This window comes from Hydrogeniiclostridium mannosilyticum (assembly GCF_003268275.1).
GTDB lineage: Bacteria > Bacillota > Clostridia > Oscillospirales > Acutalibacteraceae > Hydrogeniiclostridium > Hydrogeniiclostridium mannosilyticum.
On the sequence record NZ_QLYR01000011.1, the window covers coordinates 1 to 17,759 of the forward strand.

At 55.1% G+C, this 17,759-nt stretch carries 12 protein-coding genes; 7 read left to right on the top strand and 5 right to left on the bottom strand.

All coding sequences use genetic code 11. The features are described from left to right. From DPQ25_RS12210 to DPQ25_RS12230, 5 genes are all read left to right on the top strand, one after another. A partial coding sequence (locus DPQ25_RS12210; RefSeq protein ID WP_112333460.1) for an ABC transporter permease subunit occupies positions 1-722 on the top strand: 722 nt, incomplete at its 5' end. 19 nt (positions 723-741) lie between these two features. Continuing rightward, positions 742-1,659 (top strand): carbohydrate ABC transporter permease, encoded by a 918-nt coding sequence (locus DPQ25_RS12215; protein ID WP_177577059.1) that lies wholly within the window; start codon positions 742-744, stop codon positions 1,657-1,659. 198 nt (positions 1,660-1,857) lie between these two features. Next, positions 1,858-3,618 carry a type 2 periplasmic-binding domain-containing protein gene (locus DPQ25_RS12220; protein ID WP_112333462.1) on the top strand — a complete coding sequence of 587 codons (1,761 nt, stop codon included), beginning with the start codon at positions 1,858-1,860 and terminating at the stop codon, positions 3,616-3,618. Between the two features lie 276 nt (positions 3,619-3,894). Further along, the gene (locus tag DPQ25_RS12225; RefSeq protein ID WP_112333463.1) at positions 3,895-5,901 is read left to right on the top strand and encodes an alpha-amylase family protein; all 2,007 of its coding nucleotides are present in this window, start codon (positions 3,895-3,897) and stop codon (positions 5,899-5,901) included. Further along, complete coding sequence (locus DPQ25_RS12230) at positions 5,901-6,863, top strand: D-2-hydroxyacid dehydrogenase (protein WP_112333464.1); 963 nt, start codon at positions 5,901-5,903, stop codon at positions 6,861-6,863. The genes DPQ25_RS12225 and DPQ25_RS12230 overlap by 1 nt, the downstream gene beginning before the upstream one ends. A 316-nt stretch (positions 6,864-7,179) precedes the next feature. Here the strand turns inward: DPQ25_RS12230 and DPQ25_RS12235 are convergent, their stop codons facing one another. The 3 genes from DPQ25_RS12235 to DPQ25_RS12245 all read right to left on the bottom strand — a co-directional run bounded on the left by DPQ25_RS12235 (position 7,180) and on the right by DPQ25_RS12245 (position 14,346). Further along, positions 7,180-10,284: a glycosyl hydrolase gene (locus tag DPQ25_RS12235; protein WP_112333465.1), complete on the bottom strand. Its 3,105-nt coding sequence runs from the start codon at positions 10,282-10,284 to the stop codon at positions 7,180-7,182. Between the two features lie 295 nt (positions 10,285-10,579). After that, a complete protein-coding gene (locus DPQ25_RS12240; protein ID WP_262510522.1) occupies positions 10,580-11,866 on the bottom strand; it encodes a cation:proton antiporter in 1,287 nt (428 codons plus the stop codon). Between the two features lie 128 nt (positions 11,867-11,994). Further along, the gene (locus DPQ25_RS12245; protein WP_112333467.1) at positions 11,995-14,346 is read right to left on the bottom strand and encodes an ATP-dependent DNA helicase; all 2,352 of its coding nucleotides are present in this window, start codon (positions 14,344-14,346) and stop codon (positions 11,995-11,997) included. Positions 14,347-14,619: 273 nt separating this feature from the next. On the opposite strand from DPQ25_RS12245, the gene DPQ25_RS12250 reads away from it, so the two are divergent. Both DPQ25_RS12250 and DPQ25_RS12255 read left to right on the top strand, forming a co-directional pair. Continuing rightward, positions 14,620-16,104 carry a DUF1846 domain-containing protein gene (locus DPQ25_RS12250; RefSeq protein ID WP_112333534.1) on the top strand — a complete coding sequence of 495 codons (1,485 nt, stop codon included), beginning with the start codon at positions 14,620-14,622 and terminating at the stop codon, positions 16,102-16,104. 15 nt (positions 16,105-16,119) lie between these two features. Beyond that, on the top strand, positions 16,120-16,614 hold the full coding sequence (locus DPQ25_RS12255; RefSeq protein ID WP_242978338.1) for a gamma carbonic anhydrase family protein: 495 nt from the start codon (positions 16,120-16,122) through the stop codon (positions 16,612-16,614). Between the two features lie 5 nt (positions 16,615-16,619). On the opposite strand, the gene DPQ25_RS12260 is transcribed toward DPQ25_RS12255, so the two are convergent. Together DPQ25_RS12260 and DPQ25_RS12265 are read right to left on the bottom strand one after the other, a co-directional pair. Next, positions 16,620-16,952, bottom strand: coding sequence for a branched-chain amino acid transporter permease (locus tag DPQ25_RS12260; protein WP_112333469.1), 333 nt, complete (start codon positions 16,950-16,952; stop codon positions 16,620-16,622). Continuing rightward, positions 16,949-17,650 (bottom strand): AzlC family ABC transporter permease, encoded by a 702-nt coding sequence (locus DPQ25_RS12265; protein ID WP_112333470.1) that lies wholly within the window; start codon positions 17,648-17,650, stop codon positions 16,949-16,951. The genes DPQ25_RS12260 and DPQ25_RS12265 overlap by 4 nt, the downstream gene beginning before the upstream one ends. Between the last annotated feature and the right edge of the window lie 109 nt (positions 17,651-17,759).

The following is a 17,759-nucleotide window of genomic DNA, read 5'->3' on the forward strand; positions in this document are numbered from 1 at the left end:
TCGAGGTTTTCCAGGAGCCGGAGATGCTGAACCTGATCAAGAACACGCTGGAAATCAGTATCATGCGTTTGTTCTGGGGCTTCTGGCCGCCGATTTTGCTGGCCATCTGTATTTTTGACATCCTCACCCCCTGGTACAAGAAGTTCTGCCAGACCATGGTCTACATCCCCTACTTCTTCTCCTGGGTTATCGTTTACGGCATTGTCTTCGCGTTTTTCTCCGGCAATGGCCTGATCAACAGCATTATGAAGGATCTGGGCATGGGGAATGTCGACTTCCTGACCAGCAAGGATGCTTTCCGCCCGCTGCTGATTGGCTCGCAGGTGTGGAAGGGCGTCGGATGGGGCACCATCCTCTACTTCGCGGCGCTTACCAACGTCAGCCCGGACCTTTACGACGCGGCCAAGGTGGACGGCGCGGGCCCGCTGCGCAGAATTATGGCTATCACCCTGCCGACCATGATGCCTGTCATCACTTTCCAGCTCATTATGAGCTTGGGGCAAATTCTGAACAATGACTTCGAGCAAATCCTGATGTACTACAACGCCGCTGTTTATGATGTTGCCGACATCATCGACACCTGGGTGTACCGTGTCGGCCTGGGCAAAATGCAGTACAGTTTAGGCCAGGCAGTCACGATGATGAAGGCGGTCATCGGTATGGTCCTCATCATCGGCTCGAACTATGTATCCAACAAAGTCGCCGGACGCGGCATGTGGTAAGGAAGGAGGAACGAATATTATGGCTTTATTTAAGAGAAATCCGAATAAAATTAAGCTTACCCATGCGGAGCGTCTTTATCAGGCGATCATCATCATCATCGTCGGCCTGGTCACACTGACCTGCCTATTCCCACTGATCTATGTCATCGGCATGTCTTTTACCGGCCAGGCGGAGATGGTTGAAAAGAATTACTTTGTCATCATCCCGGAAAATCCGACCCTCTTGGCTTATCAGACGATTTTAAAGAAATCGAACTTTTGGAGCTCCTTTTTGATTTCGGTTTTCCGCGTATTACTCGGCGTTCCGGCAGCTCTGCTGCTGACGGTGCCCGGCGGCTATGTGCTCGCCAACAAGCAGATGCCCGGCCGCAGATGGTTTATGATTTACTTCATCATCACCATGATCCTCGGCGGCGGCACCATTCCCACCTACCTGCTCATGCGCGACCTGCACCTGCTGAACACCTTCTGGGTCTACATTGTGCCTGCCTTCGGCGGCGCGTTTAATATGCTGATTGTCAAACTCTTTGTGGAGGGTATTCCCACGGAGATCATCGAGTCCGCGGATCTGGATGGCGCTTCTGAAATGCAGAAGATGCTGCACATCGCGGTGCCGCTGCTGGTTCCCACACTGTGCGCTCTCGGTTTGTTCGCGGCGGTCGGCCACTGGAACTCCTGGTTCGACGCCATGCTATACATACGTGACGAAAATCTGAGAACTGTACAGTATGTCATCCGTGAACTGCTGCTTTCCAGCGGTTCTGCAGAATCTTTGGATAGTCTCGGTAATACAACTTTGGTTATTACCGGCAAGGTCACCTCGGAGGCACTCAAGATGGCGTCTGTGGTCGTGGCATTGATCCCAATCCTCTGCGTCTATCCGTTCCTGCAAAAATACTTCATCTACGGCATGTACACCGGCTCTGTCAAGGGCTGAGCATACATACTCAATAGCCTTACGGCTTGAAAACAAAAAACTCATTGGCCAGCAGGCAAAAGCTGACTTCTATCAAATGTGTTTCGGATTAAAGGCGGAAAGCCTTAATCATATCGGGGTTGTATCAATTCAGGCTGGATAGCCTGAAGGGCTATGCGCTGAAAAGCAACAAACGAACTTCTTTAAGGAGGAAGAGAAATGACAAAACGAGCACTTGCACTTATGCTGGCGCTGAGCATGTCGGTGGGCATCGTTCTCTCCGGCTGCACGGATTCCGGCAGCACGTCTTCAGCCGGCGGCGACACAGCTTCCGGTGGCGGGGGATCTTCCGGCGCCACGGATGTCGGATCCTTTGACGACATTGAGTTCCCGGATTCCCTGCCTACCACCATCGTCATGGGCGACGGCTTCGACTACAGCTATGACGACATGACCGAGAAGTACAGCATCGAGATCATGTCTACAAGCTATGGTAAATCTCCTTTGCCGGTTGAAGAGGACCCGGTCAACCAGTGGCTGAGCGACAAATTTAACCTGGATATTACATTGACTGCACCGGCTGCGGACGATTATCAGACGCTGGTTTCCACCCGCTTCTCCGCAAATGAATATCCGGATATCCTTCAATTGCCGAGCCGTGAGTACGGCTTTACCCTGTCCGATCAGGGCCTGCTGGTGGATGCGAAGAACATCTATCCGTATTTGCCGCTCTCCAACAACTACACCACAAAGAACATGATTAAGTGGAGCACCAATACCAGCAACGGTGAAATCCCGTTCATCACCAAGTACGCCATTCAGGACGGCGTTTGGGGCTGGGTTATCCGTCAGGACTGGCTGGATGCGCTGGATATGGAAATCCCGACCACGAAGGAAGAGCTGCTCGAATATGCCAAGGCTGTTACCTTTAACGACCCCGACGGCAACGGCAAGGACGACACCTACTTCATGACCGGCGGCGGACAAGGCAAGGGCTGGGGCAACCTGGACGGCTTTGCCACTATGTTCGGCAACCCCGCTATCTATGTGGAAAACGGCGAGCTGCAGCATCCGTATTTCAACGATGTAAGTAAAAATAGGCTCAGCTTCTTTAAAGAGCTGATTGACGCGAAGGTTATGGCCCCCGACTGGTTCACTAAGAACTGGGATCAGGCGTGCGCTGATATGGCGAATTACCAGGTCGGTATGGCCTGGTTCCCGGCCGGTACATTTGAAGCGCAGATTGTCACCAACTTCAGTACAGTCAGAGAAACGGACCGTTTCGTGTGGACTTATCTGGAGGATTCCCCGACCGAGGAAGGCAAATACCCTGCTAACGGCAACCCCGGTTACATGTGGGCGTTCCTGAAAGAGAAGTTCGATGGCCAGGACGGCAAGCTGAAGAGAGTCGCGCACATGATCGACACCATGACCATGGGCGGCGAAAACTACTTCCAGACCATTCAGCAGTCCATTCCTGAGGTTTATGAGGCCGCAGGCATTGAGGTTAGCGGCAGTGAGCGCCCCCATGGCTACACCGACGATAACAAGTCGTTCTACATTCAGGATGCCATGCAGGCCGGCTTCCTCACGCAAGACGAGTTTGATAAATATGAGCCCTCCGGTATTTGGCAGATGTGGGGCCTGTGCACCTCCTACCAGATCGACTATGAAGATCCCGATGCCGATGAATTTACCAAGGCGTATGTCGAATCTGGCAACAACGGCAGAGCGGCTATTGCTGCTAATGAAAAATGGCCGAACGACGGACTGCTGGTTACCCTGACTGGGGAAGCCGCCGAGTTCCAGACCAGCAATGCCGACTGGGTTATGTCTCAGGAATATGCTTTTGCTACCGGCGAAAAGAGTTTTGACGATTGGGATTCCTTCACGAAGGAATGGCTCGACAAGGGCGGTAAGCTCGTTATCCAGCAAGCCGCAGAGCAGCTCGGTGTTGAGGTTCCCGATTACGCAAAATAATCCAAGCTTATAAGCTCAAAGCTTTAACTAAAAGCCCCTGAACCCCTTTTATTGTATGAAGACGGCGCACATACAATAAGCAAAAGGCTGTTTCACAATTACTGTGAGACAGTCTTTTTGTTTTACGCTTGTGCCTGCTGAAACGGCAGGAGTTTCAGGCTTTTTTCATTAAAAAGCATTGTGTTCCCGGCGTGCTTATAGTAAAATGTGTTTGATTTCTATTCGGTGGGAACTCGGCGTGAAAAAGCCCTGTTTCCCGATAAAGGAGGAGTAAAGATGAATTTTAGACAGGTGCATGCCGACTTCCATACCTCAGAAAAGATACCGGACATAGGCGCGCGCTTTTCAAAGGAGCAGTTTCAGGAGGCCCTGAAAACCGGCTGTGTAAATTCCATAACCGTTTTTTCAAAGTGCCATCATGGCTGGGCCTATCATCCGAGCAAGGCCAATGAGCCACACCCGCATTTGAAAATAGACCTGCTGGGCGCGCAAATTGAGGCTGCCCATGAAATCGGGGTAAAAACACCGGTTTACCTTTCCGTTGGCTTTGATGAAAAGCTGGCGCGCCGTCACCCGGAGTGGCTGGCAAGAAACCGGGATGAAACGGTGGTAGGCACTCCGGATTTTGCCAGGCCGGGCTACCATAAGTTCTGCCTGAATACCCCTTACCTAGAGATAGTGCTGGCTCAGATTAAAGAGGTGGCTGAAAGCTATGACGCGGACGGGATCTTTCTTGATATTGTCGGCGTACAGCCCTGCTACTGTCAAAGCTGTATCCATACCTTGCTGGAGCGCGGCCTGGATCCCTACGATGAGCAGAATATTTATAAGCTGGCGGAGGAGGTCTATGAGACCTATGCCCGGCGCGTCAGAGAGACCGTGGACGCGGTTAAGCCGGGCTTGCCGGTGTTTCATAATTGCGGGCATATTAAGCGCGGGAATCGTGCGGCGGCCCATTACAGCACCCACCTGGAGCTGGAGAGCCTGCCGACAGGCGGCTGGGGCTATGACCACTTCCCACTGTCGGCCCGCTACGCCCAGACCCTGGGGATGGAGTACCTCGGCATGACGGGTAAATTCCATACAACCTGGGGCGAATTTGGCGGCTACAAGCATAAAAATGCCATTCGTTATGAGGCCGCGCTCAGCGTTGCAAATGGAGCGAAATGCTCTATTGGGGATCAGATTCATCCCAGTGGGGCGATGGATTTAGCCACCTACAAGCTAATAGGGGCAGGCTACCGGGAGGTAGAACAGAAGGAGCCCTGGCTGGACGGCGTTGTGCCGGTAACAGACATCGGCCTGCTTTCGGCCGAGGCGATGCAGTCCGCGGGTGGAACCGTCCGTGATGAGAATACCACCGCGCATGATGCGGGCGCCGTCCGTATTTTGCTGGAGGGAAATTATCTTTTCAATGTAATCGATGCCGAGGAGGATTTTTCGCATTACAGGGTCCTGATCTTACCGGACGTTATTACAATTTCTGCTGCGCTCAAAAATAAGTTGAATCGTTTTGTCCAGCAGGGCGGTAAGATATTGGCGGCCGGAAAATCCGGCCTTTGGGAAAATAAGACGGATTTTGCGCTCGATTTCGGCGTCAGCTATGAGGGGGTATGCAGTTTTCGCCCATCCTATTTTCATCCCTTTTTTACACCGGAGGATATGGAGGAGGCCGCCTACATTTTCTATGCGGAGGGGGAAAATATTAAGCTGCGGGGCGGCCGGGAGCTTGGCCGCCGGGAACTGCCCTATTTTAACCGTGAGACGCTGCGCTTCTGCTCCCATCAGCATGCGCCGGACAGCGGGGAAAACGGCGGACCCGGCATGGTACAGGGCAGGGACGGTATTTATATTGCCTGGCAAATTTTTGAGGATTATTTTGAAAAGGGAAGCCTGATTTTGAAAAAGACGGTTTGCCATGCGCTCGACCTGCTTTTGGGCGAGGACAAAACCTTAACGACAAACCTGCCCGCACAGGGAATTGTAACCCTGATGGACCAGCCCAGGGAGAGCAGGCTGGTGAACCACCTGCTCTATGCGGCGCCGGTGCGCCGCGGGCAAAATGTTGAGGTGATTGAGGACATCATTCCGCTTGTCAACATTCAGGTGCGCCTGAAGACCAAGCGCGCTGTCCACAAAGTGTACCTGGCGCCGCAGATGCAGGAAATACCCTTTACTCGGGAAGGGGACTTTATTTCTTACCTGGCGCCGCGGCTGGAATGCCACCAGATGGTGGTACTGGATTATACGGACCCCCGCGAACAGAAAGGAAAAACAGATTAATGGAAAAAACAGTTTTGGTGGTTCTTCCGCTGCAGGCGCATCACCGCGCGCTTTTAGAAGAGAGCGCCCCGGGCTATGCGTTTACTTATGCGGCAAAAGAGGCGGTAACGGCGGAAATGGTGAAGCAGGCAGACGTTATCATCGGCAATGTTCCGGCCCAATGGCTGCGGGCATCGCCAAGGCTGGCGTGGCTACAGCTCGATTCAGCGGGCGCGGATGCTTACATAGCACCCGGCGTTCTCGCGGAGCACACGGTTTTGACCTGTGCGACAGGCGCATACGGAAAGGCGGTAGCGGAGCATCTGTTTGCAATGCTGTGGATGCTGCAAAAAAAGCTGCACCTGTACCGCGACCACCAGAACCGGCACGAATGGACGGATGAGGGCCCGGTGACATCGGTCGCGGGGAAAACAGTCCTGGTGGTGGGGCTGGGGAATATCGGCCTTTATTTTGCCCGTCTGGTTAAAGCGGTGGGCGCCCATGTAATTGGGGTAAAACGCCGCCCCACGGAGCAGCTGCCGGATTGTGCCGACGCGGTTTACCAGATGGACCGGCTGCAAAGCCTGTTGCCGCAGGCGGACGTTGTAGCCTCCGTACTGCCCGGCACTCAGCAGACCCGGCGGATATTCGGGGCATCGGCCTTTGCGGCGATGAAACCGGAGGCGTTTTTCCTCAACGCCGGGCGTGGAATCAATGTGGACACCGATGCGCTCTGCAGCGCGTTGAAAAGCCGCCAAATTGCCGGAGCAGGCATTGATGTGACCGACCCGGAGCCGCTTCCCGCCGGGCACGCGCTTTGGTCCTGCCCCAATGCACTGATTACCCCGCATATTTCCGGGCAGTTTCATCTACAGGATACCCTTGAACAGATTGTGCAGATTGCGGCTGAGAATTTAAGACGCTTTGCGAATGGACTGGAGCTGAAAAGTGTAGTGGACTTTGAAAGCGGCTATAGCCGTTAAACCCATGCTGCGCGCTTTGTGCGCGGCAGGCTTTAGTATGGCCGCGAATGACGCCGCACTGGTTTTAGAAGGCTACGGCTTCGGGAGATCGGCCTCCTTGCCGCGAAGTATGAGTACTGCTCGTGAAATATAAGCTCCTTATCGCTTGGTAAAAGGCGCTGAGAAAGCTTCGCCTGGGGGAAGCGGCTTAAATCGCCTTTTTGGCGGAATTGGCTTGGCTCCCCTGCAATCATAAACAAAACCCGCTTATGGAGTGTTAGTCCATAAGCGGGTTTTTATCGTTCTACCGGCTTCTTCGCTCGTAAGGGAGGAAGCTTTATTTCAGGTATACATTAGGGGAAGAGAGCAGCCCGGTGGGCTTCAGCTGATATTCATAGCTCCAGCGGCTGCCGGTGGTGCGCCAGGAATCCGGGCCGAACCAGCGGTAAACACTGTCGAAGAGGTGAACCTCGCCAAAGGTATTATAGCGGTTGCCAAAGGCCGTAATATCCAGAACGTGGCGTCCTTCAGTAATGGGACGGCTTTCACAGGTATAGGGAGGAATAAAGATTCTGCCCAGGTTTTCACCGTCAAGCGCAGCGCTTACGAGTGCGCCGCGGAAATGTGTGGCCTCAAGCACCAGCCGGCCCGCCTCGGTTTGCAGGTTGACATGGTAAATGATATTTCCGCCGTAGAAGGGCAGGCCCTGCGGCACAATGTCCGTAAAGCTCAGGAAACGCACCGGCTCAGTGATGGTTTTGTCACGCCCGGCAACACGGACGCCAAAGTCGCCGAGAATATAGCACCACTCAATGTTGGTCCGGCGCCCGAAGGGGATGGAAACTTCAAGGACGTTGTTGCCCTTGACGATTTTCGGCAGGGCAACGGTTTTAATGGCGTGGTCCACGTACCAGCCGGTTACATTGGAGGGCACTTTTTCTCCGTTGAGGCGGATAGCGACGGTTTCCGCATCTTCAATGGCCAGCTTGGCGCCGCACACCTCGACCTCACTGTCAAAGGTAAAGCGGAGCGTTACCTCATGGGTGATTTCTTCCTTTTCGATAACCCAGGGTTGGGCAACAGCGCTCTTGCGGTCCGGCCAACCGAGCTTTTCACGGCAGATATTGTCGGCGATCAGGAGCTCCTCCACGGGGTGGAAGGGTTCGCCGTCAAGCGCATATTCGGCCATGTCAAGCAGGAGTACGTTCGGCTCGCAAAGGGTGACCGGCACGCGGTCCGGAATCTGGACTTTTTTCATCGGCATCATGGTCGCGCCGCTCCTATCTGCATCGCCCTTGGTTTCATCGTTTTTAGGCGTGAATTGGATGAGCAGGCTGTCGTAGTCGAAAAATTCACAGGGGATGACGGTCCTGCCGTTTTTGTAGTAGCAATCGAGGGGCTTGGTCTCGCCGGTCAAGGTATCATACAGAACCGGCGTGTACAGGCCTTTCAGGTTAATAAGCAGGTCCTGCTTATTGACAACATCCTTGTTGTAGGGCTCGGTGCCGTGCGCGACGAAGAGCCACAGCTTGTCGCCGTCTTGACGAAGCTGATGCAGCAGGTTCTGCGTATAGGTGCCGTCGCTGTTGCGGATGTCGAGTAGACGCAGGCCCTCTAGGGATTGCAGGATCGCCGCGCGGGAGAACGGGATATTTTCAGCTTCGGCCGCAAGCCTGGCGGGCTCGTCATTCTCAACCGCATCCATCAGGGTGGGAACGCTGCCCATGAAGATCAGCTTGCCGCCCTGGCGGCGAAATTCCTTCAGGCGCTCGACTGTGCTGGCGCGCAGCGTCTCACAGCCGGGGACAATGATGGCATCGTATTCCATCTTGCCGACACGAAGCGGGTTACTGCCAGCCTCGCACTGCGCCGGCAGCAGGGACTCGCAGATAAAGTCAAAGTCGATGGAGCCGAAGAGCAGCCATTCCGTAATGTTCTTAAAGTTTTCGTCGAGCTGTTCACGCACCAGAGAAGTTTGCTCAGAGGGGCCCCAGTGCAGCCAGTAGCTTTCGATGGGATGAACCACACCGACCTTGACCACCGGCTTACCGCGGGTCATTGCCGTGTTGACACGGGCAAAATGGTCCTCAATCAGCGGATACTCACGGAACCAGGGAGACTGGTAGTTGATGGAGGCCGGATAGTCACGCTTGGCTTCACCCGCCATGGAGACCCAGGAGAGGTGGTGCACGCGGACGGTAACGCCCAGCGCTGCCTGCCAGTCGCCATGCAGCTTGTGGCTGCGGAAGTCAAAGTCCCAGCCGGTTACGCCGTACAGCTCGGAGAGCATGCCCTCGTAGCCGTATTGGTGCACCGCGGACTGTGCCTGCTTGGCTGTGGTGTACTCAAAATAGGCGCAAAGCATATCGATGCCGGGCAGGTCAAAGGAGCGGTAAGACCGCATGGCCTCGCCCAGCGCGGCAGTCTGGGAGCGCAGCGTGGGCTCCTCCATCATATGGCCGGTCAGCTTCAGGCCGTTTTCACGGCACCAGCCTCCGCAGGTGTCCGCAAAGGCGGAGGCAAAGCGCTCCGCGATATGGTCGTGGTAGTGGTAACGGATCAGGGACGGTTTGCCCTCGGGCAGGTCCCAGAAAAGCTGGGGAATATTGGCCATAAGATCCTCGCCATAGGCTGCGGAAAAGGTGTCTGCCAGGTCATCGGTCCAGGGAAGGGTAACATCGTTGGCCTGGGTGGCAGAGGCAAGGGTGGTTTTGTGAGAGAACTGAGGTTCATCGGTAAAAATGGCAGGAATGGCCTTGCCAAATTCATCGCCGACCTCCCGCTTATAGGCCTCGTGGGTGACCTCGATAAAGCGGTCGATGGCCTTCTTGTCCAGCGTGTTTACATAGGTCTGATTGTTGTACCAGGGGTTGGGGGCGGGCATCTCCAGGTATGCGTACCATTTTGTACCCTCGGCGGCGTCCTTTTCGCCAATCTGGCGGTACGCCTTCAGGGAACCGTCCTCGTTCAGCTGAACGTCGTAGCAGGCCAGCAGGCGGCCGTTCTCGGTCCGGACCGCCCGGGCGCTTGAGTCGTCTGTACTGGGGCCGCCGTCGTCGTTCTGGCCGTAAGGCTCACAGGTAAAAAGGAGGTAGCGCGCACGGTATTGCTCGTCCTTGGTGACAAAGCCGCCCGCCGCGCCGGAGGGCCAGCGGTCCTCATCGTAGAGCCAGGTCAGCATCTGCTCTTTCTTGCCCTTTTCAACGCATTCCTTAATCAGGTTCATATATTCTTCGCTGAGATATCGGGTATCCATACCGGTACGGACATGAATGTGGTAGCCGCCCATACCCATTTCCTTTAAGTACTCGATTTCTTCCATGAGCAGCTCCGGCGTAAGGCTGCAGTTCCACGCCCAGAACGGCGTGCCCCGGTATTCACAGGTAGGGTTCTGGAATAGCTCTTGCGAAAGCTCCCGGCTTCCGTTTTTTTCATATAGCATTGACATGGCCTCCTCTGTAGGCTGCTGTATTTTCTCCCCGTTTAAGCGGGCGCTTAAGGCGTTCCGGCTTTGGGGCTATAGTGATTATAAGCGATTCCCCCTGAAAAGTATAGAGGATTTCAAGAGTTTTTTATGGGAGAGCCGATGAATTTTTGCAGCGGTTTTTGTGGAACTCTCACACTTTTTGTTATGGTACGGCAAGGCCGTAAAGAGGCAGCCTGCGGCAAGAAAAAAGAGCCCGGCCGCTTTCCTGCGGCAGGCTCTTAGAAGGGCTTCTCCCCGCGGGGGCCGCCCGTTATTTTTTATGGCTTTCGGGAATATCCCTTTCATAAGCGGAAAACTCGCTTTTCGGCCCCGCCAGCTTTTCGACCTCGGCGGTCAGCTCCAGCTCCTCGTGGCCTTTCCCGTTGCGGAAGGCGACCTTGAGCAGAATGGGGGCTATAATGGTGGTGGCAACTACCGTAATGATGACCGGGCCAAAGAACTGTTGGGACATCAGCCCCAGCGTCATGCCCTTTGTGGCGACGATGAGGGCCACCTCACCGCGGGAGATCATGCCGGTGCCGATTTGAATGGACTCACGGTTAGAAAAGCCGCAGAGCTTAGCGCCCAGACCGCAGCCAATTACCTTGGTGAGAACGGCGACAATGACCAGCAGAATGGAGAAGACAAGAATGGAGGCCGTCATCTCGGGCAGCTGCACCTTCAGGCCTATGCTGGCAAAAAACACCGGCGAAATTAGAATATAGGAGAGGGTCTCAAACCGCGAGGCAATGTAGGGGGTGCGCTGTGTGTTTGAAATCAGGATGCCGGCGATATAGGCGCCGGTGATGTCGGCAACGCCGAAGAAATATTCCGCGCAGTAGGAGAGCAGCAGGCAGAACACAAAAGCAATGATGACAAAGCGCCGCATATCCTTGTGGTAATGCTCCTGAAATTTCTTAAAGAAGCGGTAAAAGAGATAGCCGGCCACGGCGGCAACCACAAAGAAGGCGGCAATTTTCAGCAGAACAACGGCAATGTTGACGCTGGGGTCCGCCATGCTGGTGATAATGGTCAGGGCAATAATGCCGAGCACGTCGTCGATGATGGCGGCGCCGAGAATGGCGTTGCTTGCCTTGGTGTTGAGCTTGCCCATTTCCTTCAGGGTTTCTACCGTAATGCTGACGGAGGTAGCGGTCAGCACAACGCCGATAAATACATTTTGCAGGAACGTGGAGGCCAGCCCCGCTTCGGCGGGCCCGTTATTGAAGAAAAACGCCAGCCCTGCCCCGCCGACCAGCGGCACAATCACGCCGATTAAGGCGATGATAAACGAGGCCTTACCCGTCTTTTTAAGCTCCTTGACGTCTGTTTCAAGGCCGGCGGTGAACATTAGAACAATGACGCCGATTTCGGACAGCTTGTCAATAAATTCTGTTTCCTTTAAAACGCCGAGCATCATGGGCCCGAGGATGACGCCTGCCAGCAGCGCGCCGACCACCTGCGGCATCTTAAATCTTCTGGTCAAAAGCCCCAGCAGCTTTGTGCTCAGCAAGATTAGGGCCAGGTCAAGTAAAAAGTTATAAGATTCCGTATCAATCGCCCCTTCATAATCTAATTTATTATATCCTTCAAAACGGTCTAAGTATAGTATGTTTTGTCAAAAAACACAAGGTATAATTTGTATAAAAATACCCTCTGGCCCTTCGCGTTTTCTTTTGATTTTGTTTAGTCGAAATGGGGCTGCCGCCAGAACTCCTCCAGGCTTTTCCGCAGCTCCTCCGTGCTGTAGATGCGCCGGGCACCCGACCAGTGCACAGGAAACAGGGCGCGGTAATCCCGGCGGGAAAAGCGGCTGTCAACCAGCAGCACGACGCCGCGGTCCCGCTCTGAGCGGATGAGCCTGCCAGCAGCCTGCAGCACCTTGTTCATGCCCGGGTACTGGTAGGTAAAGGCAAAGCCGTGGCCGCGGCTTTCCTCGTAATAATCCCGCAGGATCTCCTGCTCCCGGTTGACCTGGGGCAGCCCCACCCCAACCACGGCGACCCCAATCAAACGGTTCCCCTGGAGGTTGATGCCCTCGGAGTAGATACCGCCCAGGACACAGAAGCCCAGCAGCGTGGTTTCGGGCGCATCCTGGAACCGGCTGAGGAACTCCTCGCGGGCGGCCTCATCCATATCGGCGGTTTGCAGCAGCGTCTCCACCTGCGGGTATTGCTCGTGAAAAAGCTCGTAGGCCTGCCGCATGTATTGGTAGGAGGGAAAATAAACCATATAGTTTCCGGTCTGGGCCCGAACCATTTCGTAAAGCAGCGCGCAGAGGCCGTTCAGGCTCTTTTCCCGCTCGGTGTATTTGGTACTGATGTGGCAGGCAGAGAGCAGGCACAGGTTTTCACGCGGAAAGGGGGAGGGCAGCGCGGCGTAGCGGGCCTCCTCGCCGCCCCCGAGTACGTCGATGAAATAACCGGCGGGGGAGAGAGTCGCGGAAAAAAGGACGGCGGCTTTTCCGCGCTTCATGGCGTTGTCAAGAAATGCGGAGGGGTCCAGGCAGAGCAGCTTGGGCTGCACCTCGCTGCCCTTGCGGTAGACGCAGGTAATATAATGGCTGTCGTAGAGCTCGGTGATTTTTAAATAAAACCGCACCTCAAAATAAAGCGGCAGCAGGGCATCGTGCGCCGCGCCGTCACGGTGGTCCTCCAGCCAGGCATCGCAATAGGCGGAAAAGCGCGCCAGCGCACGGTTGAAATCCTCCAGGGGCTCCTTGCTGGTAAAGACGGCCTCATCCCCGCACTGCTTGCGTAGGGCAGCCATGGCAGTGTTGAGGCGGTTCAGGGCGCGTGCCAGGGGAGCATCGCTTTTGCCGATCGCCTTTTTTAGCTCCAACACCTCGGATTTTTTGAGGGAAGCCGTGTACATATCCCGCGCCCGGTCCAGCAGGTTGTGCGCCTCGTCAATGAGAAACACATAATCCTGCGGGCCGCCGTCAAAGAAGCGGCGCAGGTAGACGACCGGGTCGAATAAGTAGTTATAATCGCAGATGATGAGGTCGCACCACAGGGAGAGGTCCAGCGCCAGCTCAAAGGGGCAGACCTCGTGGGCCGCGGCAGCCTGTTCAATGGCCTCGCGCGTAAAAAAATCCTCCCCGCGCAGCAGCCCGCTCAGAACCCCCGAGATCTTATCGTAGTAGCCAGCGGCGTAAGGGCAGGCAACCGGGTTGCAGTCGGTTTTCGGCATCGGGCAGATCTTTTCCTTTGCCGTCAATGTGACTGCTTTCAAACGCAGGCCGCCGGGCCGTAGTATAGACAGGGCCTCCTGAGCTGCCTGGCGCGTAATGGTCTTGGCGGTGAGGTAAAAGATGCGGCCGCTTTTCCCCTCGCCCATGGCCTTCAGGGCTGGGAAAAGGGTAGAGAGCGTTTTGCCGATGCCGGTCGGCGCCTGGCAGAAGAGCCTGGAGCCGCTTGCAATGGCGCGGTAAACCCCGGCGGCCAAGCGGCGCTGTCCGGGGCGGTAGGCCGGAAAGGGAAAGGCGAGCGCCTTTAAGGATTGTGTGCGAAGCACAGCCCAGTCCCGTGTAAGCTCGGCCCAGGGGCGGTATTTTTCCAGCAGTCCGTCGAAAAAAGCCTCGAGCTCATCAAGGGAATAGGTGCGGCGGAAACGCTGAATCTCATCCGTGTCGGCCTGGTAGTAGGTGAGCTGGACGCCAATGGCGGAAAGTGTGTTCTGCCGGGCGTAAAAGCAGGCGTAGCACATGGCCTGTGCCCAATGCAGCGGTTCGTAATCCGCGCGGATATGCTCCATCGGCACAGTGACGGTTTTGATCTCGTCGATGACAAAGCCGCCGGGTTCCTCAAAGATACCGTCGGCACGCCCCTCAATGATGTAGGTGAACCCGTCCCGTTCCACTGTGCGGGAAAGAAATACCTCGGCTGCGTAGCCGGCGCCGGCCTCCTTTTGCAGCTTTCGGTGGATGCGGGAGCCCTCTCCAGCGCGGTCGGCGCCGGCGTAGCGGTTGTCGATGCTGCCGTGCTGCAATAAAAATTCGACGAGCGTTCGCACGGATAGGCGGATGGCGTTGTTCATACGGGTTGTCCTTTCAGGTTGTTTGCCGCGGTTCCAATTTTAACGGCAGGGTGATGCTTAAATTATATCAATAACGCCAAATAATTACAAATGCCAATGCGGCTATTGTTTTTTTACGTCGGATTCATTATAATATTTTTATATGTTATTTTCGGGTCCTTACCTCCAAACCGCGGGACGCCGGCAGAGCAGCCGGGCGGGGTTTGGCGGCAAGGGCCGTCCATTTTTTTGTTGTTTTGGGAAGTATATAAAAGGATTAGGGAAGGCGGAATCATGAAAGCATACGGATTTGACAATGAAAAATACCTTGAAATTCAGTCACAGCAGATTCAAAAGCGCATCAATATGTTTGACAATAAGCTTTACCTGGAGATGGGCGGAAAATTATTTGACGATTATCACGCCAGCCGGGTGCTGCCCGGCTTTTTGCCTGACAGCAAGGTCAAGATGCTTTCGCAGCTTGCCAGCCAGGTCGAGATTGTCATTGCCATTAATGCAGGGGATATTGAAAAAAATAAGGTGCGCAGCGACATCGGCATCACGTATGACGCGGATGTTCTGCGGCTGATAGATGCCTTCCGGGGCATCGGCCTTTATGTGGGCAGCGTGGTTTTAACGCAGTACGCGGGCCAGCCCTCCGCTGATGCCTTCCGCAACCACTTGGAGTCGCTGGGCGTTAAGGTGTTTCTGCATTATCCGATTGAGGGATACCCTTCCGGCGTTTCCCGCATCGTCAGCGAAAATGGATTTGGCAAAAACCAATATGTCACCACCAGCCGACCGTTGATTGTGGTGACCGCGCCGGGGCCGGGCAGCGGTAAAATGGCGGTCTGTCTTTCTCAGCTTTACCATGAATATAAGCGGGGCATCAGGGCGGGCTACGCAAAATTTGAAACCTTTCCCGTGTGGAACCTGCCGCTGAAGCATCCGGTGAACCTGGCCTACGAGGCCGCCACGGCAGATCTGAACGACGTGAACATGATCGATTCCTTCCACCTGGAGGCCTATGGGGAGACGACCGTTAATTATAACCGCGATATCGAAGTGTTCCCGGTTTTAAACACTATGTTGGAAAAAATTTGCGGCGAGAGCCCTTATAAGTCGCCCACCGATATGGGCGTGAATATGGCGGGCAAGTGTATTTTTGACGATGAAGCCTGCCGGGAGGCTTCCCGGCAGGAGATTATCCGCCGCTATTATAAAACGCTGTGCGCCCACCTGCAGGGGCGCGACAGCGAGGAAGCGGTCATGAAAATTGAACTGCTGATGAACCAGGCGCACATTACGCCCGACATCCGGCGCACAGTAGCGGCTGCCATGGAGCGGGCCGCGTCAACGGGAATGCCTGCCGCCGCGATCGAGCTTGAGGACGGGCGGATTATCACCGGGAAGACCACCTCGCTGCTCGGCGCGTCTGCGGCAGTGCTGCTCAACGCGCTCAAGGTTATGGGGAATATCCCCCATGAGCAGACTTTGATTTCACCGACGGTTATTGAACCGATTCAGGAATTAAAAATCAAGCATCTGGGGAATCATAATCCTCGTCTGCATACAGATGAAATTCTGATCGCCCTTTCCATCTGCGCGGCGACGGATGCCACGGCGGCGCTGGCGCTGGCGCAGCTGCACAAGCTGCGCGACTGTGAGGTGCATTCCTCCGTGATTCTATCTTCCGTGGATGAGACCACCTTCCGCAAGCTGGGCATGAACCTGACCTGCGAGGCGAAATATCAGACAAAAAAGCTTTACCACCCATAAGTAAGGAGGCCTATTTTGAACCAGCCCATCATTCATTCGTCCGTTTTTGTAGCGCCTGGCGCTTTCGTCACCGGCGACGTCGTCATTGGAGAAAACAGCTCTGTTTGGTATAATGCGGTTCTGCGCGGCGATATGGCGCAGATTATTATTGGAAAAAACACCAATGTGCAGGATGGCTGCATCCTGCACACGGACCCCGGCAGCCCGCTGCGGCTGGGCGATTATGTGACCGTGGGCCATGGGGCCATCCTTCATGGCTGCACCGTTCAGGAGGGCAGCCTGGTGGGGATGGGCGCAATTATCCTGGATGGCGCCGTCATTGGCAGAAACTGCCTGGTTGGGGCAGGCGCGCTGGTGACGCGCAGAACAGCCGTGCCAGACGGTTCCCTGGTCTTGGGCAACCCGGCAAAAATTAAGCGCAGCCTTTCCGCCAAAGAGCTGGAAAACCTGCGCGACAATGCCTATGAATATATTGCGCTGTCTCAAAAAATGCTGAAAGCAAACGCATAGCCCCGTCAACCGGGAAAGACAAATTGAACGAGCACCATGTACAGGATCGTGCCCCCGCCGATGCTGAGCATGGTGTTCTTTTTCCATAAGTGCAGGCCGGCCACCGCCGCAACGGAAAGAAGCTCCGGCAGGGCAAAGGGAAAAGCCGTGAAAACGGCGCCCTTGAGGCAATAGACCACCAGCAGTGCAATCATGGCGGGGGGCAGATATTTGCCCAGGTACAAAATAAAAGCAGGCTGCTTTTTTTTGCCGGGGAACAGCAGGAAGGGCAGCGCCCGTGTGGCAAGGGTAACGGCGGCGACCAGAAAAATTACGCCGAGGGCCTCCCAGGTGCTCATGCGCCGTCACCTCCCCGTTCAAGCCGCCTGCGGCAGAGCAGCAGCGCGGCCAGAATCAGCAGCAGCGCCGGCAGCAGAAAATTGTCCGCCCCAAATACCAGCAGGCATAAGGCTGTAAGGCCTAGTCCGCAGAGAGCGGGAAGATGCTGTTTGCTTTCACGCCACTGGTTGACAAAAATCACGACAAAAAGCGCGGTCATAGCAAAATCGATGCCCTTGGTGTTAAACGAGAGCAGGGCGCCCGCCAGGCCGCCGAGCGCGGAACCGGCGACCCAGTAGACTTGGTCCAGCAGGGAAATGAAGAAGTAAAAGAGCCCGCGGTCGACCCCTTGAGGCGGATCCGCCGAGCACAGCAGCGAAAAGGTTTCGTCCGTCAGTGAAAAAATCAGGTAGGGCTTTTTTTTACCTGTTCCCCGGAAGCGCTCCAGCATGGAAAGCCCGTAAAATATATGGCGGATATTGACCATCAGCGTCATAAAAATAATGGAGAGGACCCCCACGCCCGGGGTCAGGAAATTGATGGCTAGAAACTGCATGGATCCGGCGTAAATAACGGCGCTCATCAGGATGGCCCAAAAAACGCCGTAGCCGTTTTTTTGCAGGAGAACCCCGAAGGCGACGCCCAGAAAGAGGTAGCCGACCATAACGGGGATGGTAATTGGAAAAGCGGCCGCTAAGGCCCGTTTTGCTTTTTGCAAGATGGATTTCCTTCCTTTTTTACGGTTTGCTGTATAAAACAGTCGAATAACACGGCTGCCGGGTGTTATTATAGCATAAAAGGGCCGGATATACAACGAAAAGGAAACG